24 protein-coding genes and 1 rRNA gene are annotated in these 23,390 nt (G+C 66.2%); 17 read left to right on the top strand and 8 right to left on the bottom strand.

From position 1 onward, the window contains the following. The first annotated feature begins 16 nt into the window (after positions 1-16). From ACREXZ_RS25280 to ACREXZ_RS25270, 3 genes are read left to right on the top strand one after another with little or no spacing between them, the layout of a single operon-like run. On the top strand, positions 17-1,045 hold the full coding sequence (locus ACREXZ_RS25280) for an iron ABC transporter substrate-binding protein (RefSeq protein WP_431766860.1): 1,029 nt from the start codon (positions 17-19) through the stop codon (positions 1,043-1,045). Further along, entirely contained in the window at positions 1,046-2,656 is a 1,611-nt protein-coding gene (locus tag ACREXZ_RS25275; protein WP_431766859.1) for an ABC transporter permease, read from the top strand. Between the two features lie 18 nt (positions 2,657-2,674). Then, on the top strand, positions 2,675-3,730 hold the full coding sequence (locus ACREXZ_RS25270) for an ABC transporter ATP-binding protein (protein ID WP_431766858.1): 1,056 nt from the start codon (positions 2,675-2,677) through the stop codon (positions 3,728-3,730). A 40-nt stretch (positions 3,731-3,770) separates the two neighbouring features. Here ACREXZ_RS25270 and ACREXZ_RS25265 read toward each other — a convergent pair whose 3' ends face one another. Next, positions 3,771-4,670, bottom strand: a complete 900-nt coding sequence (locus tag ACREXZ_RS25265; protein ID WP_431766857.1) for a LysR substrate-binding domain-containing protein — start codon at positions 4,668-4,670, stop codon at positions 3,771-3,773. Between the two features lie 104 nt (positions 4,671-4,774). On the opposite strand from ACREXZ_RS25265, the gene ACREXZ_RS25260 reads away from it, so the two are divergent. After that, positions 4,775-5,689 carry a DMT family transporter gene (locus tag ACREXZ_RS25260; RefSeq protein WP_431766856.1) on the top strand — a complete coding sequence of 305 codons (915 nt, stop codon included), beginning with the start codon at positions 4,775-4,777 and terminating at the stop codon, positions 5,687-5,689. A 53-nt stretch (positions 5,690-5,742) separates the two neighbouring features. On the opposite strand, the gene ACREXZ_RS25255 is transcribed toward ACREXZ_RS25260, so the two are convergent. After that, on the bottom strand, positions 5,743-7,041 hold the full coding sequence (locus ACREXZ_RS25255; RefSeq protein ID WP_431766855.1) for an MFS transporter: 1,299 nt from the start codon (positions 7,039-7,041) through the stop codon (positions 5,743-5,745). A gap of 168 nt (positions 7,042-7,209) precedes the next feature. On the opposite strand from ACREXZ_RS25255, the gene ACREXZ_RS25250 reads away from it, so the two are divergent. Genes ACREXZ_RS25250 through mdcH form a run of 8 tightly spaced genes read left to right on the top strand, consistent with a single transcriptional unit; the run spans position 7,210 to position 14,253 of the window. Beyond that, positions 7,210-7,998, top strand: a complete 789-nt coding sequence (locus ACREXZ_RS25250; RefSeq protein ID WP_431766854.1) for a GntR family transcriptional regulator — start codon at positions 7,210-7,212, stop codon at positions 7,996-7,998. 8 nt (positions 7,999-8,006) lie between these two features. After that, positions 8,007-9,665 carry a malonate decarboxylase subunit alpha gene (mdcA, locus tag ACREXZ_RS25245; protein ID WP_431766853.1) on the top strand — a complete coding sequence of 553 codons (1,659 nt, stop codon included), beginning with the start codon at positions 8,007-8,009 and terminating at the stop codon, positions 9,663-9,665. A 4-nt stretch (positions 9,666-9,669) separates the two neighbouring features. Then, positions 9,670-10,602 carry a triphosphoribosyl-dephospho-CoA synthase gene (locus ACREXZ_RS25240; RefSeq protein ID WP_431766852.1) on the top strand — a complete coding sequence of 311 codons (933 nt, stop codon included), beginning with the start codon at positions 9,670-9,672 and terminating at the stop codon, positions 10,600-10,602. Between the two features lie 34 nt (positions 10,603-10,636). Then, the gene (locus tag ACREXZ_RS25235) at positions 10,637-10,942 is read left to right on the top strand and encodes a malonate decarboxylase subunit delta (RefSeq protein WP_431766851.1); all 306 of its coding nucleotides are present in this window, start codon (positions 10,637-10,639) and stop codon (positions 10,940-10,942) included. Then, positions 10,939-11,820: a biotin-independent malonate decarboxylase subunit beta gene (locus tag ACREXZ_RS25230; protein WP_431766850.1), complete on the top strand. Its 882-nt coding sequence runs from the start codon at positions 10,939-10,941 to the stop codon at positions 11,818-11,820. Before ACREXZ_RS25235 ends, ACREXZ_RS25230 begins: the two co-directional genes overlap by 4 nt. Then, the gene (mdcE, locus tag ACREXZ_RS25225) at positions 11,817-12,644 is read left to right on the top strand and encodes a biotin-independent malonate decarboxylase subunit gamma (RefSeq protein WP_431766849.1); all 828 of its coding nucleotides are present in this window, start codon (positions 11,817-11,819) and stop codon (positions 12,642-12,644) included. The genes ACREXZ_RS25230 and mdcE overlap by 4 nt, the downstream gene beginning before the upstream one ends. Further along, a complete protein-coding gene (locus tag ACREXZ_RS25220; protein WP_431766848.1) occupies positions 12,644-13,318 on the top strand; it encodes a malonate decarboxylase holo-ACP synthase in 675 nt (224 codons plus the stop codon). Before mdcE ends, ACREXZ_RS25220 begins: the two co-directional genes overlap by 1 nt. Next, on the top strand, positions 13,318-14,253 hold the full coding sequence (mdcH, locus tag ACREXZ_RS25215; RefSeq protein ID WP_431766961.1) for a malonate decarboxylase subunit epsilon: 936 nt from the start codon (positions 13,318-13,320) through the stop codon (positions 14,251-14,253). The genes ACREXZ_RS25220 and mdcH overlap by 1 nt, the downstream gene beginning before the upstream one ends. A gap of 58 nt (positions 14,254-14,311) precedes the next feature. On the opposite strand, the gene ACREXZ_RS25210 is transcribed toward mdcH, so the two are convergent. Continuing rightward, positions 14,312-14,905 carry an alpha-ketoglutarate-dependent dioxygenase AlkB family protein gene (locus tag ACREXZ_RS25210; RefSeq protein WP_431766847.1) on the bottom strand — a complete coding sequence of 198 codons (594 nt, stop codon included), beginning with the start codon at positions 14,903-14,905 and terminating at the stop codon, positions 14,312-14,314. 165 nt (positions 14,906-15,070) lie between these two features. Then, positions 15,071-15,394 (bottom strand): hypothetical protein, encoded by a 324-nt coding sequence (locus tag ACREXZ_RS25205; RefSeq protein ID WP_431766846.1) that lies wholly within the window; start codon positions 15,392-15,394, stop codon positions 15,071-15,073. 366 nt (positions 15,395-15,760) lie between these two features. Here ACREXZ_RS25205 and ACREXZ_RS25200 point away from each other — a divergent pair, with 366 nt between their 5' ends. Then, a complete protein-coding gene (locus ACREXZ_RS25200; protein WP_431766845.1) occupies positions 15,761-16,927 on the top strand; it encodes a metallophosphoesterase in 1,167 nt (388 codons plus the stop codon). A 33-nt stretch (positions 16,928-16,960) separates the two neighbouring features. Here the strand turns inward: ACREXZ_RS25200 and ACREXZ_RS25195 are convergent, their stop codons facing one another. Together ACREXZ_RS25195 and ACREXZ_RS25190 are read right to left on the bottom strand one after the other, a co-directional pair. Next, the gene (locus ACREXZ_RS25195) at positions 16,961-17,602 is read right to left on the bottom strand and encodes an HD domain-containing protein (RefSeq protein WP_431766844.1); all 642 of its coding nucleotides are present in this window, start codon (positions 17,600-17,602) and stop codon (positions 16,961-16,963) included. Positions 17,603-17,662: 60 nt separating this feature from the next. Next, positions 17,663-17,803, bottom strand: coding sequence for a hypothetical protein (locus tag ACREXZ_RS25190; RefSeq protein WP_431766843.1), 141 nt, complete (start codon positions 17,801-17,803; stop codon positions 17,663-17,665). A 171-nt stretch (positions 17,804-17,974) separates the two neighbouring features. Between ACREXZ_RS25190 and ACREXZ_RS25185 the strand changes: the two genes are divergently transcribed. Beyond that, entirely contained in the window at positions 17,975-18,940 is a 966-nt protein-coding gene (locus tag ACREXZ_RS25185; protein WP_431766842.1) for a GlxA family transcriptional regulator, read from the top strand. Positions 18,941-19,106: 166 nt separating this feature from the next. Further along, the gene (locus tag ACREXZ_RS25180; protein ID WP_431766841.1) at positions 19,107-20,207 is read left to right on the top strand and encodes a diguanylate cyclase; all 1,101 of its coding nucleotides are present in this window, start codon (positions 19,107-19,109) and stop codon (positions 20,205-20,207) included. On the opposite strand, the gene ACREXZ_RS25175 is transcribed toward ACREXZ_RS25180, so the two are convergent. Beyond that, positions 20,187-21,137 (bottom strand): flagellar brake protein, encoded by a 951-nt coding sequence (locus tag ACREXZ_RS25175; protein ID WP_431766840.1) that lies wholly within the window; start codon positions 21,135-21,137, stop codon positions 20,187-20,189. The two genes, ACREXZ_RS25180 and ACREXZ_RS25175, sit on opposite strands and share 21 nt — an antisense overlap. A 490-nt stretch (positions 21,138-21,627) precedes the next feature. Here ACREXZ_RS25175 and ACREXZ_RS25170 point away from each other — a divergent pair, with 490 nt between their 5' ends. Together ACREXZ_RS25170 and ACREXZ_RS25165 are read left to right on the top strand one after the other, a co-directional pair. After that, complete coding sequence (locus tag ACREXZ_RS25170) at positions 21,628-22,335, top strand: MgtC/SapB family protein (protein ID WP_431766839.1); 708 nt, start codon at positions 21,628-21,630, stop codon at positions 22,333-22,335. Between the two features lie 172 nt (positions 22,336-22,507). After that, positions 22,508-22,762: a GlsB/YeaQ/YmgE family stress response membrane protein gene (locus ACREXZ_RS25165; protein ID WP_133645117.1), complete on the top strand. Its 255-nt coding sequence runs from the start codon at positions 22,508-22,510 to the stop codon at positions 22,760-22,762. Positions 22,763-23,275: 513 nt separating this feature from the next. On the opposite strand, the gene rrf is transcribed toward ACREXZ_RS25165, so the two are convergent. Next, positions 23,276-23,389, bottom strand: a 5S ribosomal RNA gene (rrf, locus tag ACREXZ_RS25160). Position 23,390 lies beyond the last annotated feature (1 nt).

Here is a 23,390-nt window from a genome sequence, read left to right as displayed (position 1 = left end):
AGGACACGCTACGACCATGACCCATTCCTCGTTCCGCACACGTCTGCGTGTGCTCGGCGCCGCCGCATCGTTTATTGCCGCCACGTTCGGCACGCTGCCGTCCGCGCACGCGGCGTCGATCGTGCTGTACAACGCGCAGCACGAGCAGGTCGTCAACATGCTGACGAAGGACTTCGAGAAACAGACCGGCATCTCCGTGAAGGTCCGCAGCGGCGAAGGCCCGGCGCTCGCCGCGCAGATCGTCGCGGAAGGCGCGGCCTCGCCCGCCGACGTCTACTTCACCGAGAACTCGCCCGAGCTGATGCTGCTCGAGGAAAAAGGCCTGCTCGGCAAGGTCGACCCGGCGACGCTCGCGACCGTGCCCGCACGCTTCAGTTCGCCGACCGGCGCATGGGTCGGCGTCACGGCGCGCGAAAACGTGCTCGCGTACAACACGGCGAAGGTGCAGCCGGCGCAACTGCCGCAGTCGCTGTTCGATCTCGCGAAGCCGGAATGGAAAGGCCGCGTCGGCATCGCGCCGAGCGACGGCGATTTCCTGCCGCTCGTGAGCGCGGTACTCGCGCTGAAGGGCGAGGCGCAGACGCTCGAATGGCTCAAGGGGTTGAAGACCAACGCGCAGATCTTCGACGACGACGAAGGCGTGGTGGCCGCGGTCAATCGCGGAGCGGTCGCGACCGGCCTGATCAACAACTACTACTGGGCGCGTCTGCATGCGGAAATCGGCGACAAGGCCACGCGCAGCGCGATCTATCACTTCGGCCACGGCGATGCGGGTGCGCTTGTCAACGTGTCGGGCGCGGCGGTGCTGAAGACCGCGCACAACGCGGACGGCGCGCAGAAATTCCTCGCGTATCTGGTCAGCGAGCGCGCGCAGACGCTGGTCGCGCAAAGCCACGTGGAGTTCGAGTATCCGTTGCACGCGGGCGTCGCGCCGGACCCGATCTTGAAGCCATTCAACGAACTGAGCCCGCCCGCGCTGACGATCCAGCAACTCGGCGACGACAGCCAGGCGGGCAAGCTGCTGCGCCAGGCGGGCCTGCTGTAAATGAGCGACGCGTCGACGGCCGGTTTGCCCGTCCCGCTGCAGGGCGGCGCGTCCGCGGGACGTACGCGTCTTCGCGCGCCGCGCGGCCTGCTGGCCGCAGCGGCGTTGAGCGCGCTGCTGGTGCTGCTGCCGGTCGCGCTGACGTTCTGGCGCGCGGCGAGTTTCGGTCTTGCCGATGCGGTCGACCTCGTGTTCCGGCCGCTCGTCGGCGAGCTGCTCGTCAACACGCTGCTGATCACCGGCGCGGCCACGCTCACGTCCGCGGTGATCGGCACGGCCGTTGCATGGTTCGTCGAGCGCACGCATCTGCCGGGACGGCGCGTGTGGGCCGTCCTCAGCGCAGCACCGCTCGCGATGCCCGCGTTCATCACGAGCTACGCGTGGGTGTCGTTCAGCCTCGATCTGCAGGACTTCGCGGGCGCGCTGCTGGTGATCACGTCCGCGTATTTCCCGCTCGTCTATCTGCCGGTAGCCGCGGCGCTGCGCAACATGGACCCAGCACTCGAAGAGAGTGCCCGCGCGCTCGGCTGCGGCCGGCTCGCGACGTTCGCGCGCGTCGTGCTGCCGCAACTGCGACCCGCACTGCTGGGCGGCATGCTGCTCGTCGCGCTCGGCGTGCTGTCCGAATTCGGCGCGTTCACGCTGCTGCGTTTTCGCACCTTCACGACCGAGATCTATGCGGAGTACCGCACGAGCTTCGACGGCGGCGGCGCATCGCTGCTCGCGTGCCTGCTGATCGCGATATGTCTCGTGTGTCTCGCATTCGAATTCCGCGTGCGCGGCACGGCGCGCTACGAGCGCGTCGATCGCGGCACACGCCGCGCAGTGCTGCGCTACGACCTCGGCGCGTGGCGCTGGGTTGTCGTCGCGGGCTTCGCCGCGCTCGCCATCGCGACACTCGGCGTGCCGCTCGGGATGATCGGCTTCTGGCTCACGCAGCCGGGAGCCGCTGCCGTCACGCCCGCCGACGTGTCGCCCGCACTGCTGCTGAGCGCGACGTTATCGTCGCTCGGCTTCGGCGTCGCGGCCGCCGCGCTGACTACATTGCTCGCGATTCCGCTCGCGTTCCTGCTCGTGCGCTACCCCGGCCGTCTCGCGACGCTGTTCGAACGCACGGTGTTCATCGCGCAGGGCGTGCCGGGTCTCGTGATCGCGCTCGCGGTCGTGTCGCTCGCAGTGCACGCGCTGCAGCCGCTGTATCAGAGCGCGACGCTGCTGGTCGTCGTGTACGCCATTCTGTTTTTGCCGCTCGCGCTCGTCAGCGTGCGCGCCGCGCTGATGCAGGCGCAGCCGCGGCTCGAGGAGACGGCCCGCTCGCTCGGCCTCGGCTGGCTGCAGACCGTGCTGCGCGTGCTGCTGCCGCTCGCCGGCCCTGGTCTCGGCGCCGCGGCCGCGATGGTCTTCATCTCGGTCGTCACCGAACTCAACGCGACGCTACTGCTGTCGCCGATCGACACGCGCACGCTCGCCACCCAGGTGTGGGCCGACACGTCGACGATGGCGTTCGCCGCCGCCGCACCGTATGCCGCGCTGCTGGCCGGCATCTCGCTGTGCGCGTCGGGCGTGCTGTTCACGCTGCTCGGGCGCTCGGCGCTGCGCGGCGAGCACTAGGTCTTCCACTGGAATTTCATGAGCGAACTCCGTATTGCGGGTCTGCGCAAATCGTTCGACGGTCATCCGGTGCTGCACGGCATCGATCTGTCGGTCGAGCGCGGCACACTGCTTGCTCTGCTCGGACCGTCGGGCAGCGGCAAGACGACGTTGCTGCGCGTGCTGTGCGGTTTCGAGCGCGCGGACGGCGGCACGGTCGAGATCGACGACCGGCGCGTTGCGGGCGAAGGACTGCATCTGCCGTCCGAGCAACGCCGTATCGGTTACGTGCCGCAGGAGGGCGCGCTGTTTCCGCATCTGTCCGTCGCCGACAACATCGTGTTCGGGCTGCCACGCTCGCAGCGGCGCGTGCGCCATCGCGTCGACGAACTGTTGGAGCTGGTCGGTCTACCCGCTGCGTTCGCGACGCGCGCGCCGCAACAACTGTCGGGCGGTCAGCAGCAGCGCGTCGCGCTGGCACGAGCGCTCGCCCCGTCGCCGACGCTCGTGATGCTCGACGAACCGTTCTCGTCGCTCGATGCCGCGCTGCGCGTCGAAACGCGTCAGGCGGTCACGCAGGCATTGGCCGCAGCGGGGGCGACTGCGGTGCTCGTGACGCACGATCAATCGGAAGCGCTGTCGCTCGGGCACGAGGTCGCGGTGCTGTGGCAAGGCAAGCTGATCCAGACTGCGACGCCGCAGACGCTGTATCGCGAACCCGCGACGCGCGAACTCGCGTCGTTCGTCGGCGAAGCGGTACTGCTCGCGGGCGAGGTGCGCGCCGGCCTGGCGACCTGCGAGCTAGGTACGCTGCGGCTGTGGGCGCCAGTTCCCGACGGTCCGGCCGACGTGATGGTGCGCCCCGAACAGATTCGCGTGCTGCACGCGAACGAAACCGCGCCGCCCGGCGTGCCGGTGCTCGAAGCGGTCGTGCAGGCGCGCGTGTTCCAGGGGCAGGACGCGACCGTCGACCTGCAACTACAATCGGCCGCGCGCGCCGTCGTCCGTGCACGCGTGCCCGGCTATCGCAGCCCAGAGCCGGGCGAACGCGTGACGCTCGCGGTCGATGGGGCGGTAATCGCTTATCCGGTTTGATCGCTCTAACCGCGCGCGTAAAACGCGTGACGATCCGCGCTCACGCGGACAACCCCTCCGGCACAACCGACGCTCTCACCGTCGACCGTACGCCGAGATCCTGCACCATCTGCGCGGCGAGATAGTCGCACGTAGGCCGATCCGATTTCGCACTGCGCGCGACGACGATCTCAAGCGGCTCGATTGCGGGCAGGCCTTGCGCCTCGCCGAGTATCGACAGCCGCGACGGCACGCTGCAGCGCGCGAGCGCGATCACCGCGAGCCCCGCGTCCACCGTCGCGACGAGGCCGAGCAGACTCGCGCTGCTGTACGCGGCGCGATAGCGGATCTTCGCGGCGTCGAGTGCGGCGAGCGTGTGCTGCCGCGCGACGCAGCCGGGCTCGTATAGACCGACCGGCAGTGGCGACGTCGCGAGCACGGCGGGCTCGTCGGACGAACCGACCCACACCATCGGCTCGCTCCGCACGAATTCGCCGCGCAGCTTGCGGTCGCGCGTGACGAACGCGAGATCGATCTTGTTGTCGGCGAGCATCGGCGCAAGCGACGTGCTCTGCGCGCAGACGATCTCGATCTCCACGTGCGGGTACAAGGTCGAGAAGCGCCGCAGAACCGGCGACAGCAGCGACGACACGTAGTCGTCCGGCGCGCCGAGCACCACGCGCCCGGTCACCTCGGGCCGTACGATCGCGGACCACGCCTCGTGATGCAGATCGATCACGCGCCGCGCGTATTCGAGCAACGTGTTGCCTGGCCGGGTCAGCGCGAGGTTGCGCGTGTCGCGCGCGAACAGCGTCGTGCCGAGCATCCGCTCAAGCCGTTTGATCTGCATGCTCACCGCCGCCTGCGACCGGTGCACCGCCACCGCGGCCTTCGTGAAGCTGCCCGTCTCCACCACGGCGACAAACGTGCGCAGCAGGTCGATATCAAATTCCGGATGCATGATTTATCAATCCATCTTATGGAATTTCTAAATTTAATTCGTTTGTAGCAAGCTTACAAGTCGCCGATACTCGGTTTCGTCATCGTTTGCGGAGTCGATCCGGCATGTCTTTCACCGACCGTCAACAAGGCGCCGTCATGCTCGCGTCGGGCGGACTGCTGATGGGCACGCTCGGCGTATTCGTCGAGGAAGCGCGACTCGACGCGCTCACGCTGGTGTTCTTCCGCTGCCTGTTCGGCTTCTGCGCGCTCGCCGCGTACTGCGCGTGGAAGGGTTTTTTCGCGCGCCGCCATTTCACCCGGCGCACGGTCGCGCTCGCGATCGTGTCCGGCGTGCTGATGGTCACGCAGTGGGTCGGCTTCTTCGACGCGATCCATCGCACCAGCATCGCGGTCGCGACCGTCGTGTTCCACGTGCAGCCGTTCTGGGTCGTGCTGATCGGCGCGGCGCTGTTTCGCGAGCCGCTCGGCATCGACCGGCTAGGCTGGATCGCGACGGCCTTCGTCGGCCTCGTACTCGCGTCGGGTGTCGCGGCGGCCGGCAATCTGCAGGGGCATTCGAGCTATCTCGTCGGCGTCGGCGAAGCGCTCGTCGGCTCGGTGCTGTATGCGGCCGTCACGCTGATCGCGAAAAGCCTCCGCGATCTGCGCCCTCATCTGCTGACGCTGGCGCAATGCCTCGTCGGGCTGGTATGTCTACCGTTTATTGCACCGCTCGGCGCCACGCACATCGCGCCGCAGCAGTGGTTCTGGCTCGTCGGCATGGGCGTGCTGCATACGGGGCTCGCGTACGCGCTGATCTACGGCGCGCTGCCGAAGCTCACGACGCCGGTCATCGCCGTGCTGCTGTTCGTCTATCCGCTCACCGCGATCGCCGTCGATGCGATCTTCTATCACCGTGCGCTGTCGATTGCGCAACTCGCCGGGATGGTGCTGATCGTGGTCGCGAGTCTCGGCGTGAATCTTGGCTGGCCGCTGGTTTCGGTGCTGCGGCACCGGGTGCGCAGACAGGCGGAGTGAGTCGAAGGCGGCCGTCTGCCTGGGCCCTTCGCTCGCTCTCCGCCTTCACCCCCTCACTGCGGCAACACTTCCCCCTTGGTCTCCGGCGCAAACGGAATGATGAACAGCCCGATGACAAACACGATCGCGGTCAACGCGACCGGCACGCCGAGCGTATGCATGTGCAGCACCGCGGCACCGAGCAGGAAGTTCACGCCCGCACCGACGAACCGGCCGAACGACGTGCAGAACGCGAACGCCGTCGCGCGCACGCGGGTCTCGAACTGCTCGGGCAGCCACAAACTAAACAACGCGAAGTTGCCGCCGAAAAAGCCCAGCACGACGAGCCACGCGATGAACGGCGCGAGTCCGTTCGGCAGATAGAACGCCCAGCCGAACGCGCCGACGATCGAGACCGCCATCCCGGCGAAGTAGATCGCGAGCGTCTTGCGGCGGCCGATGCGTTCCGCGATCGGCGGTAGCGCGAGGCAGCCGATGATCGTCGCGATCGACAGCAGGCCAGTGGCCAGCGACGCGGTCTTGATCGCATCGCCCTTCCCCATGCCGGCACGCGTCGCAAGCTGGATCACCGCCGACGGTTCGTACACAGCACCGGCCCACAGCCCGATGATCGCGATCGTCAGCAGCGCGCACGCGACCCACGTGCGACGTCGGTAGGCGGGTCCGAGAATCTCGCGCAACGGTCGTGAGCGCACAGCGCCCGCTTCGGCCTTCTGCCATTTTTCCGATTCCTTCACGCGCAGCAGCACGACGATCGCGACGACGACCGGCACGGCGCCAGTGAGAAACATCGCACGCCAGCCGAAATGCACGCCGACCGTGTAGTTCAGCGCGGCCGCGAGGAAGAAGCCTGCGTAATAGCCGGTCTGCAGATAGCCGGCGCCCATCTTGCGGCGATCCTCCGGCCACGCTTCCGCGACGTAGGTCCCCGCCAGCGCCCACTCGCCGCCGATGCCGATGCCCGCGATAAAGCGATAGATGCCCAGCTCCCACACGTTGTGCGAAGTCGCGGCCAGCCCGGTGAAGATCGCGAACGTGAAAATCGTGCCGGCCAGCACACGCGTGCGGCCAAAGCGGTCCGCGAGCGGCCCCCAGATGAAGGACAGCCCCCAGCCGACGAGAAACAGCGCGAACAGGATCGAGCCCGCGAGCCCGACGTTGCCGGGCGTCGCTGCATAACCCGAGCGCGGCAGCAGTTCGGTCAGCGCAGGCGTGAGCACGAGCGCGTAGATGAACGAGTCCATCCCGTCCAGCGTCCAGCCTGCCCACGCGCCCCAGAAGCCCGTGATCTGCGAGCGGTTGAGCGGCGTGCGTTGTCGCGCGCCCCGCGCGCGGTCCGTCAATGAATCCATCATCTCCTCCGGTCATACGGTTGGAATACGTCGGAACGGAACGGCGCGGCACGTGTGAGGTCCCCGCGGCAAACCGTCTGTGCGCGCTGGGCGGGGCCGCCGGTCGAGTTGCAAAACCGGGTTTGCCCTGCTGGAGTACGCGTCTTTTTATATATAATATGTGATCTTATGAGCGACGCAACAGATGGTTTTCCCCTGGCCGGCGCCACGCGCAAGGCCCTGCCGTCGATGCCGACGGTCCCGCGAGCCAGCACCGCGCGGATGATCGCGGACGCGCTGCGCGCGTCGATCGTCGACGGTACGCTGGCGCCGGGCGCCCCGCTGCGGCAGGACGCGCTCGCGCGTCATTTCTCGGTCAGCGCGATCCCGGTGCGCGAAGCGCTGCGTCAGCTGGAGAGCGAAGGCTGGGCGAAAGTCGAGGTGCACAAGGGCGCGACGGTCGCGCCGCTGTCGGCAAGCGAGGCGCGCGAGATCTACGAGATTCGTTCCGCGCTCGAAAGCCTTGCACTCGGCCTCGCGATTCCGCTGCACACCCCCGCGACGTTGCGCGCCGCCGAAAAGCTGTGCCGTGCGGCCGAACGCGAGCTGGACCCGTCGCTGTACGTCGCGCGCAACGAGGCGTTTCACTTGAGCCTGTACGCGCCCGCCGCGCGTCCGCAGCTGACCGACATGCTCGAGACACTGCATCGTCGAGGCGAACGTTATCTGCGCCTCAAGCTGGGGGTGCCGTCGCACAAGGGCGATTCGGATCATGAGCACACCGCGCTGTTCGATGCAGTGGCCCGGCGCGACGTCGCGGCCGCGCAATCGCTGGTGGTCGCGCATCTGCTCGGCACTGGCGAATTGCTGTACCGTTTCCTCACCGAGCGTGCGGAGGCCGATGCTGCCGATACCGCGGCACCCTACTCACGGCCGCCGCGCGCACGACGCACACGCACCACCCCATCCGGGAGTTGAATCCGTCGATGAACCCACCCACCGAAGCGCCCGTCGCCCGTTCATGGACCACCCGCCGCGACGAAAAAGCGCGCCGCCTCGCCGTCATCGCACCGTGGCTCGAAGACGGCGTGCTGCCCACCTCGCGCATCGTCGATGCGCTCGAAACGCTGATCCGCCCGGGCGACCGTGTCGTGCTCGAAGGCGACAACCAGAAACAGGCCGACTTCCTGTCGCGTTCGCTCGCGCAGGTCGATCCGCAGAAAATTCACGACATGCATCTGCTGATCTCGAGCATCAGCCGCCCCGAGCACCTGACGCTGTTCGAGCGCGGCATCGCGCACAAGGTCGATTTTTCGTTTGCCGGACCGCAGAGTCTGCGCGTCGCGCAATTGCTCGAAGACGGGCAGCTCGAGATCGGCGCGATCTACACGTACGTCGAGCTGTATGCGCGGATGTTCGTCGATCTGAGTCCGCAGGTCGCGCTGCTGTGCGCGGAAAAAGCCGATCGGTACGGCAATCTGTACACCGGTCCGAACACCGAGGACACGCCCACGATCGCCGAGGCTGCCGCGTTCCGGCACGGCATCGTGATCGTGCAGGTCAACGAGATCGTCGACGAGTTGCCGCGCGTCGACATCCCCGGCTCGTGGGTCGACGTCGTCGTGCAGGCGGATCGTCCGTTCGCGGTCGAGCCACTGTTCACGCGCGACCCGCGTCACATCGGCGACCTGCAGGTGCTCACGGCGATGATGGTGATCCGCGGCATTTATGAGCCGTATGGCATCACGTCGCTGAATCACGGCATCGGCTTCGACACCGCCGCGATCGAACTGCTGCTGCCCACCTACGGCGAAGCGCTCGGACTGAAGGGCAAGATCTGCCGCAACTGGACGCTCAATCCGCACCCCACGCTGATCCCCGCGATTGAATCGGGCTGGGTCGACAGCGTGCACTGCTTCGGCAGCGAAGTCGGCATGGAGGCGTACATCGAAGCGCGGCCGGACGTGTTTTTCACGGGACGCGACGGCACGCTGCGCTCGAACCGCGTGCTGTGCCAGCTCGCGGGGCAATACGGCGTCGATCTGTTCATCGGTTCGACGCTGCAGATCGACGCGGACGCGAATTCGTCGACAGTGACGCGCGGCCGGCTCGCGGGCTTCGGTGGCGCGCCGAACATGGGCCACGATCCGCGCGGCCGGCGTCATTCGAGCGAAGCATGGCTCAAGCTGCTGAAGGACGAGGGCCCCGTATCGCGCGGCCACAAGCTCGTCGTGCAGATGGCGGAGACCTACAAGAAAGGCGGTGAGCCGACCTTCGTCGACGAACTCGACGCGGTCGCGGTCGGTGCGAAGAACGGCATGCCGATTGCACCAGTGATGATCTATGGCGACGACGTGAGCCACGTCGTCACCGAGGAAGGCATCGCGCATCTGCATAAGGCCGAAGGCATCGACGAACGGCGCGCGGCGATCGCCGCGGTCGCCGGTGTAACACCGGTCGGTCTGCGCGCGCGGCCCGAAAAAACCGCCGAGTTGCGCCGGCGCGGCATCGTCGCGTATCCCGAAGACCTGGGCATCCGGCGCGGCGAAGCGAAGCGCTCGCTGCTCGCGGCGCGCAGCATCGACGATCTCGTCACGTGGTCCGGCGGGTTGTATGCGCCGCCCGCGCGCTTCCGCAGCTGGTGATGCGATGAGCGCGATCGCTGCGTTACCTGTTCGCCGTGCTCGTGCCGAGGGTCGTTCCGTTCGCTTTACTTTGGACGCGTGGTCGGATGCGCAGCTTGCCGCGCGCGCGGTCGATGCGCTGATCAAAGAGGCGGAACTGACGCCGAAGCCGGCACTCGTCGACGGTCGCGGCAGCGGCGCGCATCGCGATCTCGACCTCGCGGCGATGCTACGTTCGGCGGATGCACTCGAACCGACGTTCACCCTGCTCGCGCGCACCGCACGCGGCCGCGTGCCGTCGGCAACGCTGCGTGAAGAACTCGCGCAGATCGGCCGTGCCGGCGAACAGGCGATGCTCGCCGCGACTGGCGGCAGCAACGCGCATCGCGGCGCGATCTGGATCGTCGGGCTGCTCGTCGCTGGCGCTGCGATTTACGCGGATGCATGCGCTGCCACTTCTCCCGGCACCTTCGACCCTGCCGCGAACGTCTGCGCGCTGGCCGCGCAAATCGCGTGCTTTCCGGATCGCTTTGCCGCGCCCGCGAACAGTCACGGCGAACGCGTGCGTGCGCGCTATCGCGTCGGCGGCGCGCGCGGCGAAGCGCAAGACGGCTTTCCGCATGTGATCGACGTCGGCCTGCCGGCGCTGCGCGCGGCGCGCGATCGCGGCATCGTCGAAACGTGCGCTCGTGTCGACACTCTGCTCTCGATCATGGCGTCGCTCGACGACACCTGCCTGCTGCATCGTGCGGGTCTGCCCGGCCTGGAGGCAGGACGCAGCGGCGCGCGGCGTGTGCTCGCACTCGGCGGCAGTTCGACAGTAACGGGCCGCGCCGCGCTCGCCGATCTCGACCGCGCGCTGCTTGCACTCAACGCATCGCCCGGCGGCTCAGCCGATCTGCTCGCTGCCACTCTCTTTATCGACAGTCTGCAGTTGCAGGACATCGGACCGCAGTAAGCGTGTCGACTACTTTGCATGGGACCGCAACACAATGGAACATCTGACTTTCGACTACCCGGCGCAACGCGCCGTCACGACTCGCGCGCACGTCGGCGTGGTCGGCTCCGGCGATCTCGAAGTGCTGCTGTCGCCGGCCGACGCGATGCGCGCGCAGGTGATCGTGCGCACGAGCGTCGACGGCTACGGCCACATCTGGAAGAGCGTGCTCGACCGTTTCTTCACGCGCTACGACGGCGCCGCGCAGATCGAGATCAACGACTTCGGCGCAACGCCAGGCGTCGTCGCGCTGCGCCTCGCCGAAGCAATCGAAGCCGCCGAACCGGAGCGCCGTGCATGACCACTGCCACCGCTTCTCTTTCTCCGCTGCTGCACGAGAGTTTCATCGAACTGTCGGCACGCGAACGCGCGAGCGCGTTGCTTGATCCCGGGACGTTCCGCGAATTGCTCGGACCGTTTGACCGGCTCGAATCGCCATGGCTGCCGCTGCAAGGCGTCGTCTGTCAGGCGGACGACGGCGTCGTGATCGCGCGCGGCACGATCGACGGCGCGCCCGCGGTGATCGCCGCGATCGAGTCCGCGTTCCAGGGCGGCAGCATTGGCGAAGTATCGGGCAGCAAGATCGCGGGCGCACTCGAACTCGCGCTGCGCGACTGCGAGCGCGGCAAGCTGGTGCGCCCGGTCGTGCTGTTCGAGACCGGCGGCGTGCGTCTGCAGGAAGCGAACCTCGGACTCGCGGTGATCGCCGAGATCCAGGCCGCGATCGTCGCGTTGCGGCGGCACGTGCCGGTGGTCGGCGTGATCGCGGGGATGGTCGGATGCTTCGGCGGCATGTCGCTCGCGGCGGCGCTGTGTTCGCATCTGATCGTCACGAAGCAGGGACGGCTCGGCATGAACGGCCCCGAAGTGATCGAACAGGAAGCCGGCATCGACGAACTCGATGCGAGCGACCGGCGTCGCGTGTGGCAACTGATCGGCGGCGAGCAGCGCGCCGCGACCGGTTTCGCGGACGTGCTCGTCGACGACGATCTCGCGGCCATCCGTGCGGCCGTGCGAGAGGCAAGCGCACAACCCGCGCCGACTGCGGCACGCAGCGAACAGGTCGATGCGACGCTCGCGCGTCTGGCGAAAATCGACCCATCGACGGTGACACCCGAGACGATGCGCGCGGTCTTCCACGCAAACGATGCGGCGACGCCGCGCAAGGAGCAGGCATGAACGCCCCGCTGAACGATGCGCATTCGAGCCGCGGCGCGCGCTGGCTTCGCGCGCTGGCCGGTACGTCGGCCAGCGACGCGCCTGTGTGGCACGCGGACGCTCCGCTCGGTAGCGACATCGCGCGCTTCATCTCGGTCGTGCCCGATCCCGGCAACCGCTTTCCGCGTGCGGTCGATAACGTCGTCGGTCTTGAACAAGGCTGGCTGCTCGCACGCGTGGTGCGCGACGCGATCGCGCAGGATGCGCACGCCACGACGAAGCGGCCGATCGTCGCGATCGTCGATGTGAAGAGCCAGGCCTATGGGTATCGCGAGGAAATGCTTGGCGTCCATCTCGCGTGCGCGGCGGCCGTCGATGCCTATGCGAGCGCACGCGATGCGGGACACCCGGTCGTCGCGCTGATCGTCGGGCCCGCGATGTCGGGCGCGTTTCTCGCGCACGGCTATCAGGCGAACCGCATCGTCGCGCTCGACGCACCCGGCACGATGGTCCACGCGATGGGCAAAGAAGCGGCCGCGCGCGTTACGCGCCGCAGCGTCGAGGCACTCGACGAACTCGGCGAGACGATCGTGCCGATGTCGTACACGATGGCCTCGTTCGCGAAGCTCGGTCTGCTCGATGTGTTGATCGACGGTGTCGATGCCGATGCGCCCAATGACGCGCAGATCGATCGCGTGCGGCAGGTGCTCATCGATTCGGTCGCGAGTGCGCGCGCCGGTACGCGTGATCTGTCGCATCGGCTGCAGTCGGAGAACGCGAAGAAGACGCGCGCGGCGTCGATCGAAGTGCGGCGCAGGCTCACCGAGCAGTGGGACGCCGTGTGATGCGCGATAGCGCCGCCGTCGCTCCGTTCGCGATCGACATGCGCTGTCGTCCGCACGATCTGCTGCGGCTGCGACGCCTGCCACATGCGGACGATGAGCCGTCCTGGCTGCGCGATGCATGGGCTCGCGCGCCGTTCGCAGTCGTGCGACGCTCACCGGCAGCGGATGGTTTCGTCGCGATCGGCGTGCGTGGAGCGACGCGGGCGCAACGCTACGGCACGTGGGCCACTAGTGCCGATATCGAGCAGCGCATTGCGCCCGAACATCTCGTGAATGAAGCGCCCTACCCGCACCGGCATGACCTGCCTGTCTTCGCCGCGCTTGCGCTGCTGCTTCGCGATGCAGTGTGTCTACGGCAATTCGCGTGGGGACCGACCGGCAGCGTGGGCTTCGAACTCGGCACGAATCAGCCGACGGTCAATGCATCGAGCGATCTCGATCTGCTGATCCGCACACCGGGTCCGCTGACGCTTGCGGACGCACAACATCTCTTCGACGAATTGCAGCACGCGGCACAGCGTGCAGGCACACGTATCGATGCGCAGCTAGAGACGCCCGCTGGCGGCGTCGCGCTCGCCGAGTATGCCGCCGGCAAACTGCGCGTGCTCGCGCGTGATGCGAACGGCCCGCAACTCGTCGACGACCCCTGGCATCCGTTGCGGAGTACCGCGTGATGTTTGCGCTGCTGTTTCCCGGCCAGGGCGCGCAAAGCGAAGGCTTTTTGCATCGGCTGCCGCAGCTTGCATGCGTCGACGCGACGCTTACGGAAGCTTCGCAGGTGCTCGGTGTCGACGTACTCACGCTCGACACGCAGGACGCGCTGCGCTCGACGGTCGCGGTGCAGATCGGGCTCGTCGTCGCCGGCGTCGCAACCGTACGCGCGCTCGCCGATGCGCAGCTGCAGCCAGAGTTCAGCGCGGGGTTATCGGTCGGTGCGTATGCGGCAGCGGTCAGTTGCGGCGCGCTCGCGTTCGACGACGCATTGCGACTGGTGCGTCGGCGGGCCGAACTGATGGAAGCGGCCTACCCATCGGGCTATGGGCTCGCGGCGGTGTCGGGGCTCGACGAAGCGCGGATCGAACGGCTCGCCGACGATCACGCGCGCGCCGGTCTACCGCGCGTCTACATCGGCAACGTGAATGCGCCGCGGCAGATCGTGATGGCCGGCGCCGATGCGGCGCTCGACGCGTTCATCGAACGCGCACTCGCTGCAGGCGCGCGCAAGGCGACGCGCCTCGCGGTGAGCGTGCCGTCGCACTGCGAACTGCTCGCGCCAGCCGCCGATGCGTTGTCCGCTTACGCACGGACCATCGAATTTCGCGTGCCGCACAGTACGTATGTCGGCAATCGCGGCGGTCGGCCGCTTCATACCGCTGACGCGATTCGCGACGATCTCGTGCTCAACATGCGCGACACCGTGCGCTGGTTCGACGCGTTGACCGCGATGTATGAGATGGGCGCGCGCGTCTTCGTCGAAGCGCCGCCCGGCCAGGTGCTCACCGACATCGTGCGCGAGCAGTTTCCGGCGGCCAGCGCGCTGGCCGCGAGCACGATCGGATTCGATGCGCTGGTCGCGACGGTCCGCAGAAGGCTCGATGCGCCCGCTTAAGCCGATCGACAGCGTTATGCGCATAAACCAGTTAAAACTTTTATATTTTTTATAAAAATCAACCGTTTCTCGGATTAACCCAGCGAAACGTCAGATTGACCCGCTCGCCCATCACACGCGGTTCGCGCGGCACGCGATGTCGCCATTCCGCCTGAGTACGGCCGCACATCACGAGCAGACTGCCGCCCTTCATCTGGAATGACTGCGTGACGCCGGTCAGGTTGTGCCGCAGATCGAAGCGGCGCGCGACGCCAAGGCTCACCGACGCGATCACCGGCTGTGCGCCCAGCTCGGGCTCGCGGTCCGCGTGCCAGCCCATGCTGTCCAGCCCGTGACGGTAGCGATTGATCAGCACGCTGTTGAAGCGCGTGTCGCTCCCGGCTTCGGCGGCGGCTTTGAGTTCGGCCACGGCCGATGTCCACGGTGCGGGCAGATTGCGGATGCCTGAGTACACATAGACGGCGTCCGGGTCGCCCTGCCACGCGGTGAGACGCGGCAACGGCACGCGGCCGGCCGGCGTGCCCATCGTGTCCTGCTTCCACGCAACTTCATCCACGATGCGCCCGAGCAGCGTCGCAGCATGATCGACGGCAAGCCAGTCGGGAAACCACGCGACATCAGGCGTGGGCAAATCGTCGAACAGATCGGGCATCGGCAGACGGCATCGCCACGCAGGAGGCCGCGCGGCAATGCTCAGGAGGAACAGTCAGCGGCTATTATCGCGCCAGGCAGCGCGCAGCGCGTCCGGAAGCTTGCGCTGTCATTGGCAGCGCATCGTCGTCATCGGCGCTATCGTCGTTTGCCGGGCAGTTGAGAATCAGCTTGTCAGCAGCGCGGCGTAGAACACGATCCCGCCGATCAACGCACCGACGAAGCAGAACCCTTCGTCCACCCCGGCCTCATCGCCGCGCGACCGCAACCATCCACCGACAAAACCGAACAGCCCTACCACACCAAGCGCGACGAAAACCATCACGACGTAGAACAGCGCCGTGCGCCCCAGCTCCGAGAAATCGATATTGCGCACGCCGAGGTAGAGGCCCACTGCCATCAGCGACAGCACGACCAGCGGCAGCATGACATGGCTGCCTTCATGTCCGATGTGATGCGCGTGCCGCATCGTCTTGTCCGCTTTCATCATCTGTCTCCCGCATCGCTCTCTAAACGGGCGATAAATCGAACCGTGAACGTCGCGCGTTCATGCGGCAGGCGGAATCCAGTGGAGCGAAGCGCTGCCGCACCGTGTGACGACAGGATTCACTTTCAGAATAGTCCACCGCCACACACAATTCAAAGCCCATTTAATTCGGCTTCGAAGCAATCTGGACTGGCCGTCAAGCCGCGGCAAGATCGGGTAAGACACCTCCGGACGGGCCTTCGGCAGCCGTTCCGAACTCTCGGTAGAATGGGACGGCCGGTGTAGCCCCTACGCGTGCCGGTATATCAATGTATCAACCGCGCATCGACCACGCGCCAACGTAGTACCGCCCTTCTCTATCGCCTCCTTATGCGTCGTTTCTCGCAGTTTTTCATCCGCATGATCGGTATCGGCGTGCTGTTCCATCTGTACGTCGGCTTCCGTCTGATTCACGATCTGCCCATCGGCAGCACGGGCCACTGGCTCGCCGGACTGTATCTCCTGCTGTCGTGTCTGATGATCCCGCTCGGCATGCTCGCGCGGACTATCAAGCGGCAGCCGCTTGGCGATCGCATCGCGTGGGTCGGCTTGCTTGCGATGGGGTTCTTTTCGTCGCTGCTCGTCGCGACCTTCGTGCGCGACCTGGTGCTCGCGTCGCTGCTGACCGTGGACGCGATCTGGCCGCACACGATCGTGCTCGCGCGCTGGCGCACCGACAGCGCCGTCGTGGTGCTCGCGATCGCGGTGCTATCCACCGTAATCGGCTTCATCAACGCGCGGCGTCGCGCGCGCGTCGTCACGATCGACATTCCGATCGACGACCTGCCGCGCGAACTCAACGGCTTCACGATCGTGCAGATCAGCGACATCCACGTCGGTCCGACGATCAAGGGGTCATACGTCGACGCGATCGTCGATGCGGTCAACCGTCTGAAGCCGGACCTGATTGCGGTAACCGGCGACGTCGTCGACGGCAGCGTCGCACAGTTGCGCGAGCACACGCAGCCACTATCGCGTCTCACCGCTCGGCACGGCACGTACCTCGTCACCGGCAATCACGAGTACTACTCGGGCGCGGACGAATGGATCGCCGAATTCCGCCGGCTCGGGCTGCGCGTGCTGATGAACGAACACGAGGTGATTGCGCACAATAACGCGCAGCTCGTGATCGCCGGCGTCACCGACTACACCGCGGATCACTTCGACCCCACGCATCGCAGCGATCCCGCCGCGGCGCTGTCGGGCGCACCGGTCGACGTGCGCATCAAGGTACTGCTCGCGCATCAGCCGCGCACCGCCGATGCCGCCGCCGATGCGGGCTTCACGCTGCAGCTGTCGGGCCACACGCATGGTGGCCAGTTCTTCCCGTGGAATTTCTTCGTGCGGCTTCAGCAGCCGTTCACCGCCGGGCTCGCGCGGCTGAACGGGCTGTGGGTCTATACGAGCCGCGGCACCGGCTACTGGGGACCGCCGAAGCGCCTTGGCGCGCCATCGGAAATCACGCGCGTGCGGCTCGTTTCCGCGGGCATCGTGTGACGTTTCGCATGATCGCCGCGCGGGTGCGGCGTGTCACGACTTCCACGCCGAACCGAGGATGATCGAGCAGAAGTTGCCTCGGTGATAATGCGGATCCTTCAGCGCGAGCACATCGGCCTTTACGTTGCCGAAGGTCGTTTCGGGCTTGTGGATCGTGCCTTTCGCGAACGCATCGATGATGCTCTCCTTGAAGGCCGGCCCACGCGGATGCGCATGCGTCACCTGCTCGCGCTGTTCGTCGGTGAAGTCGTGATACGCGAGACCGAGCACGTCCATTTCGACGCCCGCGGTGACCAGCGCGACGACTGGCTTCTTGTGCTTCGGAATACCGGGCGTGGTGTGCAGCGCAATCGAGTCCCACACCTGCTCGATCTCGGCTTCGCCGATCCCATGCCGCTGCAGAAAATCACGCGCGGCGTTCGCACCGTCTACCTCGAAGCGCTCGTCCTTGCTGCTGTACGGCTCGACGAGGCCCATGTCGTGGAACATCGCGCCGATGTACAGCAACTCGGCGTCGTACTTGAGCCGCTTGCGTTCACCGGTGAGCGCGCCGAACAGAAACACACGCCGCGAGTGATGAAACAGCAGATCGGTTTCGGTATCGCGCACGAGTTCGGTCGCTTCGCGCGCCATCGCGCTGTCGGGAATCCTGATGCCTGCAATGGTGATTGCCATGAGAGTGCCCTCCAGAAGAAAAAAGAACGGCGCGCGCAGCGGACGCGCAACGCCGCCCGGTCAATCGACGTAGCCGTGCGAGATCGGATCGCTGGCTGGGAAGGTTTCGGCGAGCGCGTCGTCTAGCAATGCCTCTCGACGTGCGATGCGCTCGCGGTCCTCGCCGGCGCCCGGCGCTGCTGCTTTGCTATGCTGTTTCATCGCGTGTCTCCGTGAAGTGGATGGTCGTGATCACTATTGGCAATCTGCGGCACGCGGACAACGCCGGCACGCCGTGCAACACTGCCAACCGCACCGCATACACTGCCGCGGTGCGTTGGCGCGTCAGCCCCTTCCCATCGTTCATTCACCGCTTACCGACGGAAGCATCGAATGCGCAGCGTAGCGATCGCGATTTTCCCCGGCGTGCAGGCCCTCGACGTCGCCGGCCCGCTCGACGTGTTCAGCGAGGCCAACGGCTTTCTTCCCGCCGATGAGCACTATGCGGTCACGGTCATCGGCCCCTCGCGCGGTGCGCTGCGCGCGTCGAACGGGCTGTCGTTCGTCGCCGACCAGACCTTCGACGATGCACCGCACCGCTTCGATCTGATGCTCGTCGCAGGCGGTCCGGCGTTACCGGTCGAACCGCCGGATGCGCGTCTCGTGACATGGATCACCGCGGCGGCCGCGCACAGCGCGCGCTATGGGTCCGTCTGTACCGGCGCGTTCGCGCTCGGTCACGCGGGTCTGCTCGACGGCAAACGCGTGACGACCCACTGGCAGCACGCCCGTCAGCTTGCGGATCAATTTCCGCTTGCGCAGGTCGACTTCGATCGCATCTATCTGCGCGACGAGCGGCTCGTGACATCGGCGGGCGTAACGGCCGGCATCGACCTTTCGCTCGCGCTCGTTACCGAAGATCACGGACCGCGGCTCGCACTCGCGGTCGCGAAGCGGCTCGTGGTGTTCGCGCAGCGCCAGGGTGGCCAGTCGCAGTTCAGCCCGTATCTGACCGCCCCCGCCGACGATACGGCGCCGGTCGCCAAAGTCCAGGCACACGTGATGGCGCATATTCGCGAGCGCTTCACCGTGAGCCAGCTCGCCGACGTCGCGGGCATGAGCGCGCGGAACTTCGCACGCGTGTTCGTTCAGGAAACCAGTGTGACGCCGCACGAGTTCGTCGAGCGCGCGCGGATGGACGCTGCGCGCAAACTGCTGGAAAGCAGCGATGCGGCGTTGAAGGCGGTCGCGTACGACTGCGGTTTCGGCAGTGCCGACCGGATGCGCGTAGTCTTCATGAAGCGGATCGGTGCGACGCCGGTGCAGTATCGGGAGCGGTTTCGCGGGTCCGTCGACTGACACGGCAAAAGACGGGTCGATGCGAGCCGGGTATCGCGGTTGCTGATACCATCGAACGCAGGACTTCCGGCGCGGGGACATTCACGACCGGTTGCCGCATGAGGCCCGAAGCCCAAGGTCGACAGGCAGGCACGAACGGCCTTTCATTCATAGCGTCGGCGTCGAAATGGAATACACGGCGAGAAAGGGCAAACGCTTCGTCGAGCGCATCTATCGCCTGCGGGTGACGGGGCTTGCGCTTGGCTTCCTTTGCGTCGCGTCGGTGTTTCTTCAGCAACACCGTGGCCCGCTACTGTGGGCACTGCTGCTGTTTCATGGCTTCGTGTGGGCGCACCTCGCGCGCCGCGCGGCACTCGCGGGTGCGGTGCCCTACCGAGGCGAACAGCTCAACCTGATGGTCGATGCGGTGCTCGGCGGCTTCTGGATTGTCGCCGTGCGCTTCAATCTGCTGCCGGCCGTGCTGATCGTGACGATGTTCAGCATGAACAACATTGCGTCCGGCGGCCTGGCGCTGTTCTTCCGCGGCCTCGTCGCGCATGCAGCAGGCATCGCAATCGGTGCCGCGACACTCGGCCTCGTGTTCGAACCGCGTCCCGACATGCGCGAGATCGTCGCGTGCCTGCCGGTGATGGTCGTCTATCCGGTCGCAGTGGGCTGGACGATCTACCGGATGTCGCGCAAGCTCGCCGACCAGACACGCACGCTCGAACACCTGAGCCGCACCGACGGCCTGACCGACCTGCTCAACCGGCGCTGCTGGGAAGACCGGCTCGCGGAAGAATTCACGCGTTGCAATACGAACCGGTATGCGTCGAGCCTGCTGCTGATCGACCTGGATCACTTCAAGCGAATCAACGATACGCTCGGCCACCTCGCTGGCGACACGGCGCTGAAAGCGTTCGCGAATCTGCTGCGCGAGCATTTCAAGGACAGCGACAGCATTGGGCGCTACGGTGGTGAGGAATTCGGCGTCGTGCTGGCCGGCGCAACACTCGCCGAAGCACGCACGGTCGCGAACCGGCTGCTGCTCGCGATGCGCGCGAAGAGCACGCAGGAGAACACGGACTGTCCGTGCACGATCAGCATTGGCGTCGCGCCGTGCATGCCCGGCATGTCCGGCTATCACGCGTGGCTGCTGGAGGCGGATCGCAGCCTGTATCGTGCGAAGCTGCGCGGCCGTGACCGGATCGCATTCGCCGGCGATACGTCGGTCGCGGGTGCGGTCGAAGGCGAAAGCGAAGGGGCGTCAGACGGCGCCCCGGTGTAACGCTTCGTGCTGCAGGTCGAGCACGCAGGCTTTCAACGCGAGTTGTTGCGCAGGGTCGAGCGGATCGAATTCGAGACCGTGCATCGTCAGATCGGGATTCGCGGGGTCGGCGTACACGTTGCGGATCACGGCGACCGCCTGCAGTGCCGTATCGGCGTCGCCCATATGCAGGCCAAAAGACACGCACAGACGCTCACCGGGGCGACCGAGCACACTGGCGGCCGCCAGCGACATCCCCTGCACGCTCAGATCGTGACCGAGCCCGAGCCCTTCGAAATGGCTACCCGTCAGGTCGACACCGTAGCGCACGGCGAGATGGCTGCGTACGCGGATCTGCCGGCGTGTGCGCAGCTGGCGGATCACGCCGGGTGCGGAGAACACGAGGTAGTCGAACGGCGCCCTGCAGACCGCTTCGACCGTACACACGAACCAGACCACGGCCTGGCCGGATAGCGCGACGATCTCGACCTGTTCGCCCGGATTGACCGGCAACAGATCGCGTCCGACGACCGGCAACGTCGCGAACAGCATGCGGTTCGGCGCCATTCCGATCAGACGTCCCGGATGCATCGCGCGTCCCATTCCAAGTTGTGGCCGCATGCCGAGACGCGTGCCGACCGTTATATCCAGATCTTCCGCGCGTAAGCTCTGCGAGGCAGTGGCGTCGTCGGTATCGGATGGTTCGGTGTCGGGTTTGGCCAGATGGGGCGCCGCGTCGCTCGCGCGAGCGCGATGCGGCGAAAAATGCGTGAACAGAAACGAGCGCGCCGCGGTATCGGGCAGGATCGCGCCGGCCGCGAGGAGCAGTGCGCCGCCGGCATCGACGAGCGGCTCGGCAAGCGGTTCGCCGATGGGAATATCGTCTTCGCGGAGTGCATCGCCCGCATGGGGCCGTTCGTCGCGTGATGACGCCTGGGTGTGTTCGTCCATGGGGTACGTCTCCATCGATCGCGCCGGGCCGCGCACGACGGCCCCTCTACACGGGCTAACGGCGCGGGTCGCTCGTGACTTGAGCGCGACTTGAGCGGCGCTGCGTATCGAAAGACCCATGTCGCCAAAGCGGTTGACTTGGTGCGAATGGGCCGCCTAAAATCCGCCCATTCGTCGAACAGGAATCCGTACTTTGGACAGTAGCTGTAACCGAGCCTCGCTCTTCACGCTCGCCTGATCGCAAGACCGCGTCTTTCTCATTGCCGCCGTCTTGCCTTCCGGCAAGCGGTGCGCGCCTCTCGCTTCCGCACCCGCCCGATACCGCCGACATGCGCTGCATGCCGCGGCACGCATGCGCGCCCCGACCGTGCATGCGTCACGGCGCGCGGTCGCGACGCATCGCGCATGACGGTGCATCGGCAGTCGCTTTCGCGCGGCTGTCATGCGTATCGATCAACCTGTGCGCCTGCACGTTTTTCGTTCTATATCCATGACGTTCGAATTTGCTCTGCGGCTGCTCGCCGCTTTCGCCTGCGGTGTCGCCATCGGTCTCGAGCGGCAGATGCGGCAACGCAACGCCGGCCTGCGCACGATCACGCTCGTCGCGAGCGGTGCGTGTCTGTTCGTCACGCTCGGCGTACTGACCGGCAACGGCTCCGCCGGGGTCACGCAGATCGCCGCGTATGTCGTGTCCGGCGTCGGCTTTCTCGGCGGCGGCGTGATCATGCGCGACAAAGGTTCGATCCAGGGGATCAACACGGCAGCCACGCTGTGGTGCTCTGCAGCAGTCGGCGTGCTGTGCGGCGCGGGCCACTATGGGCCCGCATTGGCCGGCACCTGTGTCGTACTGCTGACGAACACGGTGCTGCGCGAAGTCAGTCACCTGATCAACGCGACGCCCGTTTCAAACGCGGACCTCGTCCGCGAATACGTGTTGAGCGTCGTATGCCGTGAGGAGGACGAAATCCATATCCGCACTGCGCTGTCGAACGCGATGTCTTCAGCGCCGCTGTCCTTTCAAAGCCTGACGAGCGAAGACGTCGACGGGCAGCCCGGACGCATCCTCGTCACCGCGACGTTGAAGCTGCATCCGAAAGACCAGCCAAAGCTCGAATGGATGGCCAGCCGGATCAGTATGGAAACGAGCGTGTCGAGCGTCAGCTGGAGCGCACAGGCCGCCGAACCGACGCCCGAATAGCGCGTTCATGCTGCGTTGCCGAATGCGCGGTGCATGGGGTTTTAGAATCGCGACCCTGCAAAACGTTACGTTCAGACATTGTTAATTCAGTATCCTGAAGATGGACGGAGCGGCGACGTTCGACTAAGCTCTGGCCGTTGATCCCTTCACGTTCAACCATGGAGTCTCGATTATGGAACACGGCATCATTGCATGGCTCATCATCGGCGCGATCGCCGGCTGGCTGGCGGGTGTGCTGGTCAAAGGCGGCGGCTTCGGATTGATCGTCGACATCATCGTCGGCATTGTCGGTGCGTTCATCGGCGGATGGCTGGCCGGCGTACTGGGCATCACGCTCGGTGGCGGCTGGATCGGTTCGATCATCACCGCGGTGATCGGCGCGGTCATTCTGCTGTTTATCATCCGACTCTTCCGACGAGGGTCGTAGTGTTGCCGGCGTCGGGCGGCTTATGTCGCCCGACGCTTTTCATGCGTCTTGTGGTTCGCGGTCTTGTGGTTCACCGTGGCTTCGCTGCAATTCTGCTTCATCGGGTTTCACACCCACTCGCGTCTTGCGCTTCGATGTGAACGTCGAAGAGAACGCTTCTGTTCTCGCCGCCCGATGCGCGTCGCCGCTCTTACTCCTTCTCCCATACGTAGCACTCAACGTCGCCAGCGGTTGCAAAACGCAAACCATGCCGCGCGCTCATTTGCTTATTCCACATTGAGCTTTGTGCATCAGCCGAAGCGACTACGGTACTTGATGCGCTGCCGGCCGGTCTTCGAACGAAATGGGTGAGCTTCGATTTGCTTTGCGGTGTTTCGCTGGGAGTGTGTGGGGCGTTGGAGCGAGGGATATAGACGGGGAGAGAGGCTGGGGAGAAATAGCGGAGACTGTGGCATAAAACACGACGCCCCCGCGAGCCTGAGGGCGGGCGGGGGCGGGTGCTGCTGCTGGGGAGCCTGACGATTACCTACTTTCACACGGGCAATCCGCACTATCATCGGCGTGGAGTCGTTTCACGGTCCTGTTCGGGATGGGAAGGGGTGGTACCGACACGCTATGGTCATCAGGC

It is taken from the genome of Paraburkholderia sp. (assembly GCF_050742655.1).
In the GTDB taxonomy this organism is placed as follows: Bacteria; Pseudomonadota; Gammaproteobacteria; order Burkholderiales; family Burkholderiaceae; genus Paraburkholderia.
The sequence above is the reverse complement of the archived record's forward strand: the minus strand, read 5'-3'. Positions and strand labels throughout refer to the sequence as shown.